The organism is Citrobacter sp. C1 (assembly GCF_014596895.2).
In the GTDB taxonomy this organism is placed as follows: Bacteria; Pseudomonadota; Gammaproteobacteria; order Enterobacterales; family Enterobacteriaceae; genus Citrobacter; species Citrobacter gillenii.
In genome coordinates this window covers 15063-30130 of sequence record NZ_CP115036.1, presented here as the reverse complement: position 1 = coordinate 30130, position 15068 = coordinate 15063, and the positions used below count along the sequence as shown (strand labels likewise).

The following is a 15068-nucleotide window of genomic DNA, read 5'->3' as shown; positions in this document are numbered from 1 at the left end:
AAAAGGATGTCGCCGGCTCCGCTTTTATGGCGGCCCCGTCCCTGCGTGACGTGGCCTGGTGGTTTTCCACTCTGTCAGTCCGGTGTCGTGTGCGGGCTGTGCCGTGCATCCATCGTAGTCGGGCTGTCGGGGATACAAGGGTCCGCTGGCGCCGCTGCGGTCACCCGGTCCTTCCTTCACGCCAGCCGTTATCTTCCGGTCGTTCGACCGCTCAGGTTTCACGGTCTCACCCTCCAGCTCCCGTCTGCCGTGCGCGTCAGGCTGCGGCTTCCCTTGCGCCCTTGTATCCCCGACCGATCGCCCGACTGGTCTGGATGCACGGCACCGCCCGGTGTCGCGGAATATGTGATTACGGAGGTTTACCATGCAGTTAGCTACACGTCAGCACACCCTTAACGTCGAAGAATCCGACCGCCTTTCTTTCCTGCCGTACATGTTCGGCACCGATTTTATGCTGGCTGAATTACAGGTGTATGCCCTGGCAAAACAGTGGATGCCGGAATACAACGGCGTTACCTGGCATTTCATCCGTCTGCCGGACGGCGGCGGCTACATGATGCCCGACTGCGGTCGGATTCACATGATCAACGGTGAAAACTGGTTTGATCGTACCGTCAGCGCCGACGCCGCCGGAATTATTCTCACCTCGCTTGCCATTACCCGCCGTTGCTGGATGCATCACGACTGCGGCAACGCTGCACTCACACACCTGTATATGCTGCGTGATACCCAGCTCTGGAATCACATCGTTTTTCACCCTGAATGTAACGCCATTTACGCCGCGCTTGACTGATTAACAGACGGGGCGGCGATGCCACCCCTTTTAAAGAGGAATAAAAATGTACGCACCCGTGAAAGAAATCATGACCGATCTCCTGAAATATAACCTGTCATCTGATGAAGCATTGCTGGTTTTGTGTATTACGCGGGAGGATATCCGCATGCTGACCACTGAGTGGAATTTGTCCGAAGAGGATATTACGTGTGTCATGCAGCGACTCGATGCGACGTATGATCAGGGAGCCGATGTGAGCATGGTTCGTGGCATCACTGAAGAACTGATGGACGAGCGCCGCGCCATACGTGATGTCAGCGTTCCGGCCAGTGCGCTGCAAAAAATAATGTTACTGGCAGGCAGTGAAATGAAACGACTGTATGCCGTGGCAGAGGACGGGGGCGGGGATGCAGACGCCTTCCTGGCTGAAGAAATGGATGCCATGTGCCAGTTACAGACCGCGATCGACGCATAAGAAGGACCCCCCCGTGAATATTAAGCCGGAAACCCGCGAAATTCTTCGCCAGTACAAAGCACTGATTAATGCCCGCCGCCGTGATGCTGACCAGCGTGAACTGACGACCGCGCAGGTCGTGGATGAAATCTGTGAGTACATGACCTGTCAGTGTGCCGTGTACATCGGCGGTCATTTCATCTTACAGGGAGGAAAGGGCAGGTAAGCATGATGGCAGGCGGTTATGCCGCCTGTCAGCCCGCGCGAAAAAACAGGCAGGCTGGCGCCTGCGGGGGAAGGACCCGCGCCGCGCTTCGCGCCGCTCCCCGTCCTTTTCCCCTCTGACACTGAGGGCGTTCACTTACAGCAGGTTTCCCTTTCTGTCAGAGGCTGTGATGATAGTTTTTTCTGCCCAGTGTGTGAGACTTTTTTCCTGCCGGTGATAATACGCTGCCTGTGCCTGTGCCTGTGCCTGTGCCTGTGCCTGTGCCTGTGCCTGTGCCTTCTCATTCTGCTTTTGCTATTCCCCTACTGATTTCGCTGACAACGGGCGACTTCCCTGACGGGAACCGGGGCTGTCATGCTGCGCACCGGGCCTGCTGCGCTGTCCCGGCCCGGCCCCTCCGGGGCAGCGGGTTTCCATCCCTCTGTCGCAACGTCAACGGCAGGCTTGCTGCGACCGTCCCGGTCACGCCGCCCCTTGCGCGCCGTTGCCTGCGCTTTTCGCACCCCGGCGGTAAGGCTGCCGGGCTGTAAGGCGCAACGCCGTTTCGCTTGCCGCGCCCCGACGTTGCGGCGGGCCCCTGCTCTCATCCACGTCTGGTGCCTTTTCACCGCTTAAGCCCCTCTCGCCCGGGCTGAGACAAGCACAAACGCTGTCAGCCGTCCAGGGTAAATGGCACGCGGTAAACCGCGCCCAGGACAGCTGCCATCGCCCGTGCTCGTTTACGCCCCTGCGGCGAAGGTTCTCAAACGGGTGAAGTTAAATACCAGAGGGAACAGCGCAGCAGGTTCCCGCAAACGTCAACACCGCGGCTCCCGAAACTCAACGGGTGATGTTCTTTAAAAACCAGGAGGAAGAAAAATGCAGGCTCAGGCGATGCGTGTTTACCAGATTGCGTTCAGCGGACGCGATGCTCAGGGCGTTTTACCAATGTTTACCCGTATCCGCGCCGTGACCGGAAAGCGGGCTGTCAGGGCATTTATCGAACGTTATCAACCCGTCAGCGGCTGGTTTTTAGGCGACCCCGAAGATATTACGGACAAAGTACAGAAGGAGGCAGAAGGGACGGGCAGCAACCCGCAGACATGAAAAAAGCAGGGTAAACCCTGCTTTGTCCACGTCGCAAAAGTCGCACCAACGGCTTTTACGGCTTCATTAACTACCAGAAGGAGTTAATTCAGATGACTGTTACTATTGTTTCACCTTCCGCCGGAGCTGTAAAGCCCCGCCGTCAGACGCGCATCATTCGGGCCGATATTTCGGCATCTGAGATTAAACCCGAATTAAAAGCATTCGGACGGCACATCGCCAGACGTCTCCGCAAGGGGCGCGGGGTGCATATCCCCGCGATGACAAATACCGCCTACGGGCAGGTACTCCGCACCCTTGAACTGAAACGCGCATTTAACTGATGAGGTGAGCCGCCCCGCGAGGGGCGGCAACCACCGGAAGGAGAAAAAAATATGATACAATCCACCGCACTGGCACTGACTGCCGGCATCACCCCGCCGCCCGCGTCTGAAGACCGCCCCGCGCAGTCGTACCGGGCGACCTATTCCCCGGATGACAACAAATTGCGCCTGTATGCCGCAGAGCGTCTTGATGATGAAACGTATCAGAAAATCCATGCTGTGGGTTTTCGCTGGGCACCGAAACAGGCGCTGTTTGTCGCGCCCGCCTGGACGCCCGCCCGTGAGGACGTGCTTCTGTCTCTTGCCGGAGATATTGAAGACGATGACAACACCCTTTTCGACCGTCAGGAACAACGCGCCGACCGTTTCAGCGGCTACAGCGAAAAACGCGCCGGGGAGTCAGAGCAGACGCTCGCGCAGGTGGACGCGCTGGCGTCGGTTATCCCGTCCGGACAGCCGATCCTGATTGGCCATCACAGCGAGCGCCGCGCGCGACGGGATGCGCAGCGTATTGAAAACGGCATGAAACGCGCCGTGATGCTCTTTGAACGTGCGGAATACTGGGAGGATCGGGCGCACGCCTCCCTGCGTCTGGCGAAATACAAAGAACGCCCGGATGTGCGCTACCGCCGTATCAGAAAGATTGAGGCGGACAAGCGCAAGGCGGAGCGGAATATTGCCCAGGCGCAGAAATATCTGACGATGTGGCGGGCGCAGACGCTGGATCTGAAAATGGCGCGGCTTATCAGTAATTACGATCATATTTACACCTGTTTCACGCTGGAAAAATACCCGCGACCCGCAGATAAAAGCCAGTACGAAGGCCAGATGTCCCTGCATTCGGCGCTTGAGAATGAGATTATTACCTTTGAACAGGCCCGCGATATTGCCGCCCCTTATCATGAACGCACGATCCGCCATCAGCAGCGCTGGCTGAATCATTACCAGAACCGCCTGGCCTATGAACGCGCCATGCTGGATGAAAGCGGCGGCGTGGTCACCCGTACCCGGGAGTTTGAGCCGGGAGGGCAGGTTCAGAGCCGGGGCGAGTGGCTGACCATCATCCGCATCAATAAAAGTAATGGCGCGGTCAGTTCAGTTGTCACCCCGTATTACAGCTTTATGCGCTGCAACGGGACCATGACACTGACCCCCGACCGCATCACGGACTATAAAGCCCCGTCTGCGGAAGAAGCTCTCGCCGCAAAGCAGGCCGCGAAACGCCCGCCGATCGTCAATTATCCGGGGGAGGGTTTCCGCGAAATGACCAAAGCTGAATGGTCGAAAACCCCGGCTGATTATAAGTCGGTCCGGGGTGTCGCTGAAAATGATGAGCATGGCGCGTACCGCTTCCGCCGCATCATGACCAGCGGTTACACGCTCGAAAACGTGTACATCACCGACATGAAAACCGTGGAAATCCCGCAAAAATAACCGACAGACTCCCCGGCATTACGCCGGGGAGGTAAGGGCCATTTATATGCATAGTGAACTCAGGGATCGCATTCAGGCGATGCGGGCCAGACTTGACGGGCGCACACCCGTGGCCGAAATCCGGGCCAGCTCGCAGCTTTTCGTCACTCCCGATCCGGTCTGTCGTCAGATGGCTGACCTGGCAGAGCTTAACGATTCTGACCGGATATTGGAGCCGGAGGCCGGAACGGGGGCCATTTTACGGGCGATCCGGGAGGTGGCCCCGCGGGCACGGTGTGACGCCGTGGAGCTTAACGCCGCGTTAGCCGCACATCTGCGGGCGGCGTTTCCGGGCGTTAACGTCCGGTGCGGGGATTTTCTGGAATACCAGCCGGAAAGCCTCTGGAACAAAATCCTGATGAATCCGCCGTTTCAGCATGCGCAGGATATCCGCCACATACAGCACGCCTTAACGCTGCTTGAATCCGGCGGGATACTGACGGCGGTCTGTCTGAACGGGCCACGCCAGCAGAAAATACTCCGCCCCCTGGCTGATGTCTGGGAGCCGCTGCCGCGTGGAACATTCACGTATACCGATGTTTCAACCGTCCTGCTCAGAATTCTGAACTGACGGACACCGTGAGCCGGGCGGGGGAGGATGCCCCCGTCTGGCCGCGCCGGAAAAGGCCGCGCGCCTGTGGCGCAGAAGGGCATTGCGCTGACGCGCAATGCCCTTCATTTGCGTCATAACCACTCTCAGAACTTGCTTCCAGCTGATGAGCTGTCTTGTTGCCCTTCGATAATCCCTTTTCCGGATACCAGGACTGTCACTTTTCCTCCTGACATACGACCTGATGGCGCTTATTCTGCTGCAACACACCCTGCTGTCTGGTTGCTGTTCCGTGTTTTTTAAAATCTCAACTCCCCGGGCGATGGCCCCCTTCGGCTCCCGGCCAGCGCTGCTGTCCGGTCGTCGAGCCCCACTCCGCCAGGGCAGCTGCTGCGCACCCGCCAGTCTCCGCCGAATCCCTTCGGGGTTCGGGCTTCGCTAGGGTCTGATGGCGAAGGTCAACCCCTGGCTTGCTGCGACCGTTCCGGCCGCGCCGCCTCCACCGCGCCGGCGGGCCGTCGCTTTAAGGCCGCCACGCCGTACCGCCGTGTCGGGTGTGTGCATCCTGTTCATCCGGTGAGGCCATCGCCCCGTGTGTCCTCACGCGGAGGGCTGGTCGTAGCACCGCCGGGTCGTCATCCAAAGGGTGAAGTGAACGCCGCCAAAACTTTTTGCGAAGGACCGCAAAAACTGTTGTCTGCGCCCTTTTCCTGCCGCCCCGCCGTCGCTCCTTTGCCCTTTGCCGCGAGAGAACTCACCAGGGAGATGGACAACCATCACCACAGGAGAAAACCAGGATGCACACACGAAACGTCAACGTCAGAACCGCCGCTCAGGAATCTTCCAGGAAGATGAGTGAAGGGCAAAACCCTGTTTCCGCCGCGCGAGAGTGGGTGGCTCAGGCCACTGCGCTGAAAGCAGGTGTCACTGTCACCGTGTCCGCTGTGAGCCGCTACGGCGATGTTCAGGTGGAAATCCGTACCCACGGAACGCTTAACTGGCGTGCCTGGTCGTTTGAGCCCGATTTTCTTTTTGAACTGAAACGCAACCTGCAATACGTGCAGATGTAACCGGAGGCCGGACGTCCGGCCTTAACCCAGAGAAGGAGGAACCATGCAGAACCTTAACACCCGCCAGACGACCAGAACGGTCGGGCAGAGCACCGAAATCGTGAAGCTGCTGCGCATTCAGGCCAGCGACACCCACGTGGTCGAGTTTGACAACGTGGACACCCGTTTTAATGACTGCAACAACTGGCAGGTGATGGCAGGGGGCAAACGTGTCCTCTTCAGCAACCGCATGTATGAGCGTTTTTCAGATGTGAAATCGGGGATCGTGGCAACGATTAACGTGTGTGAAAACAGCGCTGGCGTAGCGGATGCAGCAATGCTGGCAGGGGCAAAAGTCATGATGCAGGTACTCGACGGTTATCCGTCCTTTGCGGCACTGGCTGCACACCCGAAACGCATCACTGACTGAAAGAGTGCCGTGACCGGATCGGACCCCAGTCACGGCTGACCGTCACTTAAACTAAAGAGGTAAAATCATGGTCACCACCAATACTACGGCAAAGAAAGCGGCTAAATCCACCCGCATGACAAAATCTGCGGAAAAAAATACTCAATCCACTGAGCAGAAGCTCGTCCGGTTACTTGCGGACACCCCGGTGCAAATCTTCCCGTACTCCCGCCTGTCGCGTACTGACCTCAACACGCGCATCATTCCGCATACTGACACGGAAGTGGAAGAGATGGCTGACAGTATTCAGGCAATGGGTATCCTCCAGAACCTGATCGGCACGGCGTTGCCGGACGGGACGATCGGCATCGTTGGCGGGGAAGGTCGTCGCAGGGGCACGGGGATTCTGGTGCAGCGCGGGGTACTCGATGCCGACACCCCGTTTATTCCGGTGAAAGTTCTGCCTGTGGAAATGGCGGTGGCTGCCTCGATGATCGAAAACGGCAGACGCAAAAACATGCACCCCGCCGAGCAGATTATCGGCTTCCGTACGCTGGAGCAGGAGGGGAAAACAGCCTCGCAGATCGGTGCCCTGCTGGGGTATCACCCGCGCCACGTCCAGCGCTGCCTGAAACTGGCGAACCTTGCGCCGTCACTGCTGGATTCACTGGCGCGGGATGAAATGACCCTTGAGCAGTGTGAAGCGCTGACCCTGGCTGATTCTCACGAGCGTCAGGAGCAGGTCTGGAAAGAAGCTGTTGAACAACATCGCACTCCGAGTGTACATACTCTCCGTAAAATGGCCACAGATGACAAGATGGCCATAAGCCATCCGATGTTTGTCTTTGTCGGTGAAGAAGCCTACCTCGCAGCAGGAGGTCATCTGACCGCCGACCTGTTCAGCGATAAAGACAGTACTTTTGCGGATGCCGCGCTGGTGAAATCCCTGCTGGCTGGCAAGCTCACCGTACTCGCCGCCCGTCTGAAGCAGGAGCAGGGCTGGGGCTGGGCTGAGTTTCGTATGACGGAACTCAGCGGTCACGGCGATGATAAAGAACTGTACCGCTTTGCCATGCCAGCGGCTGTGCTGACTGATGATGAACAACGGCGTATCGACGATCTGGAACAGGCCATCGAAGACTGTGCGACTTACGACGATCAGTACGAATTTCAGCAGCAGATTGATGATATCTGGATCGAGGCCAAATACCGCGAGGCCACACCGGAATTTCGGGCGGCGCATGGGGTATGGGTGTCATGGGATAACGGCGATTTTCAGGTTCAGCCGGGTATCCGCAAACTGACTGACGAAGATCGTGCACAGGAAGAACAGGAGCGGGAGGCGCGACAGGCACAGGATAACAATGTCATCACCTACACCACGCCGGAAACACCTGCCGATGCATATCCTGCAACGCTGGTTAAAGCTATGTCTGCTGAACGGACTCTGGCAGTACAGGCTGAACTGGCGGGGCGTCCTGATGTATCGGTGGCACTGCTGACATGGACACTGTGTCTCGGGCTGTTCGAACGCCGCTATGGTCACCGTGATGAACCCCTCAAAGCATCCGTCTCCAGTAATCAGTCTCTGCTTGCCTCACTGGCCCCGTCCGGGGATGAGGGTAAAGCCCTGCTGTCACTGAAGGCTCAGCGGGAAGTCTTTCAGGCGACGTTGCCGGAAGACTGGCATCTGGATTTCACCTGGCTGCTGTCATGGTCTGCGGAACAGGTGTGCGCCCTGCTGGGATTCTGCGCGGCACACGGGATCAACGGTATTCAGGAGCGCCTGTATAACCGTACTGAGCGGAGTGAACTGGACGGGCTGGAAGCGGCACTGGACTTTGACCTGCGCAAATGGTGGCAGCCGGATGCGACAAACTTCTTCGGTAAACTCAAAATTGCGCAGATTGGCACGGCTTATGAGGCTGCGGGGCTGTCTGACCGGGCACGGGAGATTGTAAAACTCAAACGGCGTGATGCCGCTGCCGCTGCCGCAGATGAACTGAGTGCAAAAGGCTGGTTACCTGACTGGATGGTTCGTACTCAGTCCGATGAACAGGATGAGAATGACAGCGCTGAAACCGACCTGACTGACCACGCCGCTTAACCCGGAGGCCGCCGCCTTCGTGCGGCGGGAATGACATGACCATGATTTATGACCTGAACAAAATTAACCGCCTGACCGCCTCCGACATGGAGTCTGTCCGCCAGCAGGGTGAAGATGCCCGTCGTGGACTCAGTGATGCCGTGCTGGCTCTGCTGCCTGTACCGCAAAACTGGTGCATCTGCGCCGAATACCGAACGGAGTTTGGTGGTCTGTTCCCCGTCCAGTGCCGTCTCAGCGCGGACGGCTGCGATGAGTACCATCTGTGCGTGTGCAGCCCGGGTGATATCTCGCCGTACTGGCTTCTTGTCTTGCTGTCTGCCGGAGGTCTGGTTGTTCGCACGCTCTGGCAGGGAGAGCAATTTGATCCCGTTCGCATCGGTACGCTGGTCAGCCAGGTCGCCGGAATGCGCCGCTTCGGCTGTTCCGCCCGCACGGTCGTCAGTCTGCTGAATGAGGAGGTGATGGCATGATCCCGTCAACACACGCTCTTGTGACGCTGAAGCCTGCCCGCCAGGCGGCACTGCAGGCCATTATCAGTGTGGAAACCGCCCGAGAACGGGGGGCGCGTCTGTCCTCTCTGCCACATGTACGTACTTTTTTGCGCGTGCTGACCGGCAGCAGTCGGATTAACACGGCGGTGGCACAGCGTATTCCCGGCCTGAACTGGGAGCCGAAGAACCGCCTGTGCAGTCTTAAACAGGTTGAGGAAGCACTGGATCGACTGATTGCCAGCAAAGGGGAGCATTGCCCGCTGCCGCTCTCCACGGATGTACAGGCCGAACTGTTCCCGGAGGTGATGCATACCCGGACAGATCGCCGGATGCAGCGCGAGAAAATTGCGTTCACCCGCAAAATGCGCCAGGAAGACCGGGCGATTGAGCATCGCTGGCTGTTACGCCAGAACCTGCTGGGGCAGGCGGTGACCGAACTGAATTTTCAGTCACCGGAAACCATCAATGTCTGGTACCGGCGCTGGGCAGACGAGTTTGACGCGCGTGAACTTGAGTCTGCATTCTGGTGCTGGCAGACGCGGTTTGCCTCGCTGAAGTCTCTTGAATGGCTGCACTACAGCAATGAGCCGCTGTATGCCGTTATGCATGAAATCCGGTTCATCGTCCGTGACACCCCGGCACATGTGCGCGAGGCAGAACGCTGGCAGGTTCCCAACAAGCTGACAGACCGGAGCGGGCTATGAAGTGGCGCTATTCACTCCGCTGGAAGCTGCCGCGTACTCCGTGCCCGGGTCCGCAGGAGCTGGTCTCTGACGTGGTGGAGGCCGGGCAGCCCGCCCCGGAATCGGTGATGTCGCGCTGGGTGGCGGGGGCCGGGTATGCCGTATGCGTCGATTTTCTGGATGAGAGGCAGATCAGACGCTGGAGTGATGAACGGAAAGCCGCTGCCCGCAGGCGAAATCTGGAACGCCGGGTAAACCGGATTGCGCCGCTGTTTGCGGAGGAACTTATCTCGCGGGAACTGACGGAACGCCCGGACTATTTTCGCGGAAAAACAGTCCGGTAATCGCCGGATACCTGGTCAGCAGGAAGCGGTGTAAGGTATAATGGCACTGGCGCTTGAGGCTTTTTGCCTCATGACGTGAAGGTGGTTTGTTGCCGTGTTGTGTGGCAAAAAAGCAGAAAGCCCCGAGTAATCTTTCAATTAACCCGAGGCCCACTGTATGTCTCATCAACACCAGTATGGCCTCTTACCGTGCAATTTGCAAGGAGGAGTAAACCATGAAACTACCACGAAGTTCCCTTATCTGGTGCGTATTAATCGTGTGTCTGACACTGTTAATATTCACATATCTCACCCGATCCCGCCTGTGCGAGATAAGGTTGAAAGACGGAAACAGGGAGGTCGCGGCAAGCCTGGCTTACGAATCCAACGGTAAGTAGCAACCTGGAGGTGGGGATTAATCCCCACCTTTCCAGGGCTGGTGTGGTTCTGACATGCCTGAAGCGCCTTTATGAAGGGGTTGCCGGTTCGCTGGCAGCCCCTTTTTCCACTTCTGGTGCGACCGCACGCATGAACAACCAGAAAGGAATGTTCCCTCCAGGGGAACGGAGCAGGGCGGCAGCGCCTCCGGCGCGCCCGCTCTCTTCCCTTCATGTGTTACCTCTGTATTACATACTAATGCTAATGTACGCCTCCATTAGCATTAATAATTAAACTATTCAAACCTTCCTCGCCTCGCCGGAAATCTGAATGCGGAAGTGATGGCACAGCTATCTCATGGCCTGAAACAGAAAAACTGGCAGGGCGATGGCCCCCTTCGGCTTCCGGCCAGCGCTGCTGTCCGGTCGTCGAGCCCCACTACGCCAGGGCAGCTGCTGGCGCACCCGCCAGTCTCCGCCGAATCCCTTCGGGGTTCGGGCTTCGCTAGGGTCTGATGGCGAAGGTCAACCCCTGGCTTGCTGCGACCGTGCCGGTCGCGCCGCCCTGACCGCGACGGTGTGACTGTCGCTTTAAGGCCGCCACGCCGTTCCGACGTGTCGGGTGTGTGCACCCTGTTCCCCCGGTGAGGCCATCGTCCCGTGTGTCCTCACGCGGAGGGCTGGTCGTAGCACCGTCGGGTCGTCATCCAAGGGGTGAAATGCACTCCGCCAAAACTTTTTGCGAGTATCCGCAAAAACTTTTGTCTGCGCCCCTTTCCTTCCTCCCTTCGCCGTTGCTCCTTTGCCCTTTGCCGCGAGAGAACTCACCAGGGAGATGGACAACCATCACCACAGGAGAAAACCAGGATGCACACACGAAACGTCAACGTCAAAACCGCCGCTCAAGAATCTTCCAGGAAGATGGGGGGCGAACTACCTCCGCTGAGAGGTCTGGCACTGCGCATTCAGTGGGGTAAAGCGCGCGTGATGCGTGTTATCGACGCCGTGAAAGCGAAAAACGAGGCGCTGGATGTTGTTTTTGAGGCGATGCTTGAAGGCTACGGCGATTTTGCCAGTGGTAAGCATACCCCTCCGCATATGTTTTCAGACGTTCCGGAGCTGGTAAGTGCGTGGCATAGCGGATGGGCACAGGCCGCTGGCGTCGAGGAAACGTCGAATTGTGCCTGCTGCCAGAGCGGCAGCGGTGAACCCTGCCCGTATCACGATTAACGAACGGGCAGTGACTGCTGCCCCATGAACTGTCCCCGCGTCATTTTCGCAGGGAATAACCCGGACAACCCGAGGAGGACACCCGATGAACGTTAACACCCCTACCGGAACATGTGATTCAGACCTCACTCCGTCCCAGTTCACGGATCTGTTTTGCTGGGTCCTGGCTGCATCGGAAGGGGAGCCACAACCAGGTATTTTTACACCGCCAGCGAATGCCTCTGAGCTGACGTTAATTGATTACGAATGCCCGGATTATATCTCTGTCTGGGTAGTCGACGGGTGTCCGGTAGCAGCTGCAGCGCCGCTGGATAATTTCCATCGCGTTATTTCTTCATCTCTCACTAAATAATCAGGAGTAAATAATTATGGTCAGTTTCGCAAGCCGCTATCGTATGCCAACATCAATCCGTAAAGACCGCCCGCTGACGAATGACGAATTACAGCGCATTGTTCCGAGTGCGTTCTCTGAGGAAAAACACGATTCTCGTTCAGAGCGTTATACGTATATTCCAACGATTGTCATTCTTGACCGATTACGTGATGAAGGTTTTCAGCCATATTATGCAACCCAGTCCCGTACGCGTGACCAGGATAAACGCGACTTTACAAAGCATATGCTCCGCCTGCGTCGTCATGACCAGATTAACGGAAAGGAAGTACCGGAAATTATTCTGCTGAATAGCCATGATGGTTCAAGTAGCTATAAAATGATCCCCGGTATGTTCCGTCAGGTTTGTAGTAATGGCCTGGTTGCATGGAAGGATTTTGGCGAAATTCGCGTGCCACACAAAGGAGATATTGTCGGGCAGGTTATCGAAGGTGCTTACACGGTGCTGGAAACATTTGACGCGGTCGATGAAAATATTGACCTGATGAAAAGCATTCAGCTTACTTTGCCTGAGCAGCGCCTTTTTGGCGCAACAGCCCTGGAACTTAAGTATGACGGAAAACCGGCACCAATAACGCCGGAGCAAATTATTAACCCCCGCCGTGTTCTCGATAAAGGGCAGGATTTATGGACAACATTTAACGTGGTGCAGGAAAATGTGATCCGTGGGGGGATTCGTGGCAGAACGCCAAAAGGGAAGATGACCAGAACGCGGGAAGTCTCCGGAATAGATGGTGACATCAAATTAAATCAGGTTCTCTGGAAAATGGCCGAAGAGTTTGCAAAACTCAAAGCCTGAGAAAAAGCCGCTCCTATGAGCGGTTTTTTATTTTATTAATTTTTGTTGATAACGATTTCTTCGGTTTTCCTCGCTGCTGACACTGAGGGGGGCTCTGATGATTGTTCCAGTATTGTTTTTCTGGCGAGCAGAATACGGTAGATGTTTTTTATTTCTGTAGCGTAGGCACGGCGTTTTTTTATCATCACATCACGTGGCCCCGTATTATACATTCCAACGCTGTCCCAGTTTTTCCCGTAGGACTGGAAGTTGTGCGCCAGAACCCACGCACCCGAGTAAACGCATATGCATGGATCTTTTAATAGTCGATCGCGGGTAATATTAAACGTTTTAAGTTTACTGTAATGATAACTGTTCACCTGCATCCCGCAGACATCTTCTGATCCATCGTTGTTTGATCCATTTACCGCAGACGCTTTAAGACGACTCTCTTTAATTGAAATTGCCATAAGCAGCAGCGGATCTATTTGATAGTCTCTCCCCGCCTGGTCAAAACACATCTGCGGTGCGGCGAATGTCGATAGTGAGAACATCATCAACAGGATGGGGAATTTCGTTATTTTCATTTTATGGACCTTATGTCGATCATAAACCGGTATACGCTGCGCAATAAAAAATACTCCGCCAGATCATTTGAATCAAGATAATTCCCTACAAACGCGCGGAAGCGCTCTGAATCATGCATTCAGCCACGCTCTCAAATACCAGTTACAACCCGGGCACACTTATTTACTTGCCGCTCTTTGCTAACCCTTTAAAACATCACACCCCACGCAAGATTTCATCTTGCAGTTTTTTCCTTTAATTACATGATGATATGTCAGTATTTAATATGCATTCATCGGTTATAACCCATTTGTGTCACACAAACCGACACTATGGTATCGTAGGAACAGAATACCTGTTGGTGTCAGTATGTAGTACATGTATCGTACAATTGTAGATGTGCATTATTAACATTGAATTAGATATCGCACAGTGTCACACTATCGCACATAGTAGTGATGGTTTGTACTACTGTACAGAGGCATGAAAAGTCTTAATCTGTCCCCGCAGAGGAAATCCGGGAACCGCAGTATAGCATCATCCTTCATGATGTAGTGTCGGTTCCGACACTAACTTAAAAAGGTTAAATATATGGGGCGAGTGGGAATATACCTTAAAGATAAAATTGAAAGGGAAGTACGGGACATAGTTCTGAAAGACCTGCAGAACGGGGCCAATCCTGGAGAAGCAAATATTTCAGCAACATGCAATGAATTAATTCGTCTCGGCCTGCTTGTCTATAAAAGGGATGACGATGATGGACATAAGTTCGACCTGGAAGGATACAGAAGAGACCTGATAAGAAAAGTTGCTGGCTCAAGAGAGGGAACCGTCCTTATAGCTACCCTTCTCGCTGAAATGTATTTGAAGATGACAGGAAAAGAAGGGGAAGGCAGTCTTGAAGACACGCTCAATATGCTTATCAGCGGAATTAACAACGCCGAAGATGATGCTGAATCTAAGCACTTCGTGATGGAGTAGAATAGAACTGGAGGTCGGCTTATCCCGACCTCCGCCGATCACCGCGCACTGTCCTTATCCCACGGAAGCGCGCTTTTTTCTGCCTCATTAATTTTTTCTTTTAAGTAACTCTCAAATTCCATGCACAGCACTTTCAGGGCTTGAGCATCCTCATTCTGTTCAAGTACCCGCCCTGTAAAATATTTCAGTGTACTCATCAACCTCGTCAGCATTTCATCATTCAGACTGCGCCTGTGAACCCTGGCCATTGTGCGAATCTCTTCGGCAAGATTCCCCGGAATACGCATACTATATCCTGTTGTCTTACCCGGAAGTAATATTCGCTCACCCTCACGCCACACCCAAAGATGCTCCGCAGGGGGACTATCCCTTTTATTTACCTCCCCGCAACGTGTATCCACATCAAGCAGGTTATGCAGCCAGTCTTCAAACTTCACCGCCAGAGAAATCAGTCTCTCACCTTCCGCCGTTTTAATAACAGGAATATCCGGCTGATAATTCAGAGACAATAACAGGCGTGCAATAATTTCGTCATTAACACTTCTCTTTCCTGCTCTGGCACATACTCTCAGCTCCATCAGTAAATTATCCGGCGCCCGCAGTCGCCACTCAACAGCCTCACCCGGGCGGAACTTACGCGGCCTTCCCCGGCCACCCCACATTTTCTCTTTTACTTTCATTGCTATAGATCTCGCATTCAACACTCCAACAACCTGAATGACCAAGCCTACTCACTTATATATTCAGAAAAATCCTAAATATTTTAAATAATGTGACATGTGTCACAGTTTTTTT

Annotated in this window: 20 protein-coding genes and 2 pseudogenes; 19 read left to right on the top strand and 3 right to left on the bottom strand. The window is 55.2% G+C overall.

Annotated features, from left to right (window positions below):
* Nucleotides 1–364: 364 nt before the first annotated feature.
* The 3 genes from IB214_RS24275 to IB214_RS24265 are packed head-to-tail and all read left to right on the top strand — an operon-like array spanning nucleotide 365 to nucleotide 1455.
* Nucleotides 365–793 carry an antirestriction protein gene (locus IB214_RS24275; protein ID WP_117343922.1) on the top strand — a complete coding sequence of 143 codons (429 nt, stop codon included), beginning with the start codon at nucleotides 365–367 and terminating at the stop codon, nucleotides 791–793.
* A gap of 46 nt (nucleotides 794–839) precedes the next feature.
* Complete coding sequence (locus tag IB214_RS24270) at nucleotides 840–1250, top strand: DUF1380 domain-containing protein (protein ID WP_117343921.1); 411 nt, start codon at nucleotides 840–842, stop codon at nucleotides 1248–1250.
* A 13-nt stretch (nucleotides 1251–1263) separates the two neighbouring features.
* Nucleotides 1264–1455 (top strand): hypothetical protein, encoded by a 192-nt coding sequence (locus IB214_RS24265; RefSeq protein WP_057064198.1) that lies wholly within the window; start codon nucleotides 1264–1266, stop codon nucleotides 1453–1455.
* Nucleotides 1456–1897: 442 nt separating this feature from the next.
* Here the strand turns inward: IB214_RS24265 and IB214_RS24260 are convergent.
* Nucleotides 1898–2046: pseudogene (locus IB214_RS24260) on the bottom strand (hypothetical protein); the annotation flags it as partial.
* 267 nt (nucleotides 2047–2313) lie between these two features.
* Here IB214_RS24260 and IB214_RS24255 point away from each other — a divergent pair.
* The 15 genes and pseudogenes from IB214_RS24255 to IB214_RS24185 all read left to right on the top strand — a co-directional run bounded on the left by IB214_RS24255 (nucleotide 2314) and on the right by IB214_RS24185 (nucleotide 12746).
* The gene (locus IB214_RS24255; RefSeq protein ID WP_117343920.1) at nucleotides 2314–2541 is read left to right on the top strand and encodes a hypothetical protein; all 228 of its coding nucleotides are present in this window, start codon (nucleotides 2314–2316) and stop codon (nucleotides 2539–2541) included.
* A gap of 92 nt (nucleotides 2542–2633) precedes the next feature.
* Entirely contained in the window at nucleotides 2634–2864 is a 231-nt protein-coding gene (locus IB214_RS24250; protein ID WP_117343919.1) for a hypothetical protein, read from the top strand.
* A gap of 51 nt (nucleotides 2865–2915) precedes the next feature.
* The gene (locus IB214_RS24245; protein ID WP_161959048.1) at nucleotides 2916–4298 is read left to right on the top strand and encodes a DUF3560 domain-containing protein; all 1383 of its coding nucleotides are present in this window, start codon (nucleotides 2916–2918) and stop codon (nucleotides 4296–4298) included.
* A 46-nt stretch (nucleotides 4299–4344) separates the two neighbouring features.
* A complete protein-coding gene (locus tag IB214_RS24240; protein ID WP_117343918.1) occupies nucleotides 4345–4908 on the top strand; it encodes a class I SAM-dependent methyltransferase in 564 nt (187 codons plus the stop codon).
* Nucleotides 4909–5684: 776 nt separating this feature from the next.
* Nucleotides 5685–5957, top strand: a complete 273-nt coding sequence (locus IB214_RS24235; RefSeq protein ID WP_117343938.1) for a hypothetical protein — start codon at nucleotides 5685–5687, stop codon at nucleotides 5955–5957.
* Nucleotides 5958–6000: 43 nt separating this feature from the next.
* On the top strand, nucleotides 6001–6366 hold the full coding sequence (locus tag IB214_RS24230; protein WP_008325132.1) for a hypothetical protein: 366 nt from the start codon (nucleotides 6001–6003) through the stop codon (nucleotides 6364–6366).
* A gap of 67 nt (nucleotides 6367–6433) precedes the next feature.
* The gene (locus IB214_RS24225; RefSeq protein ID WP_117343917.1) at nucleotides 6434–8452 is read left to right on the top strand and encodes a ParB/RepB/Spo0J family partition protein; all 2019 of its coding nucleotides are present in this window, start codon (nucleotides 6434–6436) and stop codon (nucleotides 8450–8452) included.
* A gap of 35 nt (nucleotides 8453–8487) precedes the next feature.
* A complete protein-coding gene (gene psiB, locus IB214_RS24220) occupies nucleotides 8488–8922 on the top strand; it encodes a conjugation system SOS inhibitor PsiB (protein ID WP_117343916.1) in 435 nt (144 codons plus the stop codon).
* Complete coding sequence (locus IB214_RS24215) at nucleotides 8919–9647, top strand: plasmid SOS inhibition protein A (RefSeq protein WP_049040706.1); 729 nt, start codon at nucleotides 8919–8921, stop codon at nucleotides 9645–9647. The genes psiB and IB214_RS24215 overlap by 4 nt, the downstream gene beginning before the upstream one ends.
* Nucleotides 9644–9970, top strand: a complete 327-nt coding sequence (locus IB214_RS24210) for a hypothetical protein (RefSeq protein ID WP_049040707.1) — start codon at nucleotides 9644–9646, stop codon at nucleotides 9968–9970. Before IB214_RS24215 ends, IB214_RS24210 begins: the two co-directional genes overlap by 4 nt.
* 157 nt (nucleotides 9971–10127) lie before the next feature.
* Nucleotides 10128–10280, top strand: a pseudogene (locus IB214_RS24205) (DUF5431 family protein); the annotation flags it as partial.
* On the top strand, nucleotides 10225–10347 hold the full coding sequence (locus IB214_RS24200; protein ID WP_228374335.1) for a type I toxin-antitoxin system Hok family toxin: 123 nt from the start codon (nucleotides 10225–10227) through the stop codon (nucleotides 10345–10347). The pseudogene IB214_RS24205 and the gene IB214_RS24200, both read left to right, overlap by 56 nt.
* 846 nt (nucleotides 10348–11193) lie before the next feature.
* Nucleotides 11194–11556, top strand: coding sequence for a hypothetical protein (locus IB214_RS24195; RefSeq protein WP_049259749.1), 363 nt, complete (start codon nucleotides 11194–11196; stop codon nucleotides 11554–11556).
* A gap of 85 nt (nucleotides 11557–11641) precedes the next feature.
* Nucleotides 11642–11908 carry a hypothetical protein gene (locus tag IB214_RS24190; protein ID WP_008324972.1) on the top strand — a complete coding sequence of 89 codons (267 nt, stop codon included), beginning with the start codon at nucleotides 11642–11644 and terminating at the stop codon, nucleotides 11906–11908.
* Between the two features lie 16 nt (nucleotides 11909–11924).
* Entirely contained in the window at nucleotides 11925–12746 is an 822-nt protein-coding gene (locus IB214_RS24185) for a DUF932 domain-containing protein (RefSeq protein WP_008324970.1), read from the top strand.
* A 35-nt stretch (nucleotides 12747–12781) separates the two neighbouring features.
* On the opposite strand, the gene IB214_RS24180 is transcribed toward IB214_RS24185, so the two are convergent.
* Nucleotides 12782–13312: a lytic transglycosylase domain-containing protein gene (locus tag IB214_RS24180; RefSeq protein ID WP_059593844.1), complete on the bottom strand. Its 531-nt coding sequence runs from the start codon at nucleotides 13310–13312 to the stop codon at nucleotides 12782–12784.
* Between the two features lie 571 nt (nucleotides 13313–13883).
* On the opposite strand from IB214_RS24180, the gene IB214_RS24175 reads away from it, so the two are divergent.
* Nucleotides 13884–14273, top strand: a complete 390-nt coding sequence (locus IB214_RS24175; protein WP_117343942.1) for a conjugal transfer protein — start codon at nucleotides 13884–13886, stop codon at nucleotides 14271–14273.
* Nucleotides 14274–14311: 38 nt separating this feature from the next.
* On the opposite strand, the gene IB214_RS24170 is transcribed toward IB214_RS24175, so the two are convergent.
* Nucleotides 14312–14953, bottom strand: coding sequence for an Arc family DNA-binding protein (locus tag IB214_RS24170; RefSeq protein ID WP_117343943.1), 642 nt, complete (start codon nucleotides 14951–14953; stop codon nucleotides 14312–14314).
* Nucleotides 14954–15068 lie beyond the last annotated feature (115 nt).

What these genes read in the sequence shown, in the direction of transcription:
- IB214_RS24275 (WP_117343922.1), top strand. Translation starts at nt 365, where the DNA reads ATGCAGTTAGCTACACGTCAGCACACCCTTAACGTCGAAGAATCCGAC.
- IB214_RS24270 (WP_117343921.1), top strand. Translation starts at nt 840, where the DNA reads ATGTACGCACCCGTGAAAGAAATCATGACCGATCTCCTGAAATATAAC.
- IB214_RS24255 (WP_117343920.1), top strand. Translation starts at nt 2,314, where the DNA reads ATGCAGGCTCAGGCGATGCGTGTTTACCAGATTGCGTTCAGCGGACGC.
- IB214_RS24250 (WP_117343919.1), top strand. Translation starts at nt 2,634, where the DNA reads ATGACTGTTACTATTGTTTCACCTTCCGCCGGAGCTGTAAAGCCCCGC.
- IB214_RS24245 (WP_161959048.1), top strand. Translation starts at nt 2,916, where the DNA reads ATGATACAATCCACCGCACTGGCACTGACTGCCGGCATCACCCCGCCG.
- IB214_RS24240 (WP_117343918.1), top strand. Translation starts at nt 4,345, where the DNA reads ATGCATAGTGAACTCAGGGATCGCATTCAGGCGATGCGGGCCAGACTT.
- IB214_RS24235 (WP_117343938.1), top strand. Translation starts at nt 5,685, where the DNA reads ATGCACACACGAAACGTCAACGTCAGAACCGCCGCTCAGGAATCTTCC.
- IB214_RS24230 (WP_008325132.1), top strand. Translation starts at nt 6,001, where the DNA reads ATGCAGAACCTTAACACCCGCCAGACGACCAGAACGGTCGGGCAGAGC.
- IB214_RS24225 (WP_117343917.1), top strand. Translation starts at nt 6,434, where the DNA reads ATGGTCACCACCAATACTACGGCAAAGAAAGCGGCTAAATCCACCCGC.
- psiB (WP_117343916.1), top strand. Translation starts at nt 8,488, where the DNA reads ATGACCATGATTTATGACCTGAACAAAATTAACCGCCTGACCGCCTCC.
- IB214_RS24215 (WP_049040706.1), top strand. Translation starts at nt 8,919, where the DNA reads ATGATCCCGTCAACACACGCTCTTGTGACGCTGAAGCCTGCCCGCCAG.
- IB214_RS24210 (WP_049040707.1), top strand. Translation starts at nt 9,644, where the DNA reads ATGAAGTGGCGCTATTCACTCCGCTGGAAGCTGCCGCGTACTCCGTGC.
- IB214_RS24195 (WP_049259749.1), top strand. Translation starts at nt 11,194, where the DNA reads ATGCACACACGAAACGTCAACGTCAAAACCGCCGCTCAAGAATCTTCC.
- IB214_RS24190 (WP_008324972.1), top strand. Translation starts at nt 11,642, where the DNA reads ATGAACGTTAACACCCCTACCGGAACATGTGATTCAGACCTCACTCCG.
- IB214_RS24185 (WP_008324970.1), top strand. Translation starts at nt 11,925, where the DNA reads ATGGTCAGTTTCGCAAGCCGCTATCGTATGCCAACATCAATCCGTAAA.
- IB214_RS24180 (WP_059593844.1), bottom strand. Translation starts at nt 13,312, where the DNA reads ATGAAAATAACGAAATTCCCCATCCTGTTGATGATGTTCTCACTATCG.
- IB214_RS24175 (WP_117343942.1), top strand. Translation starts at nt 13,884, where the DNA reads ATGGGGCGAGTGGGAATATACCTTAAAGATAAAATTGAAAGGGAAGTA.
- IB214_RS24170 (WP_117343943.1), bottom strand. Translation starts at nt 14,953, where the DNA reads ATGAAAGTAAAAGAGAAAATGTGGGGTGGCCGGGGAAGGCCGCGTAAG.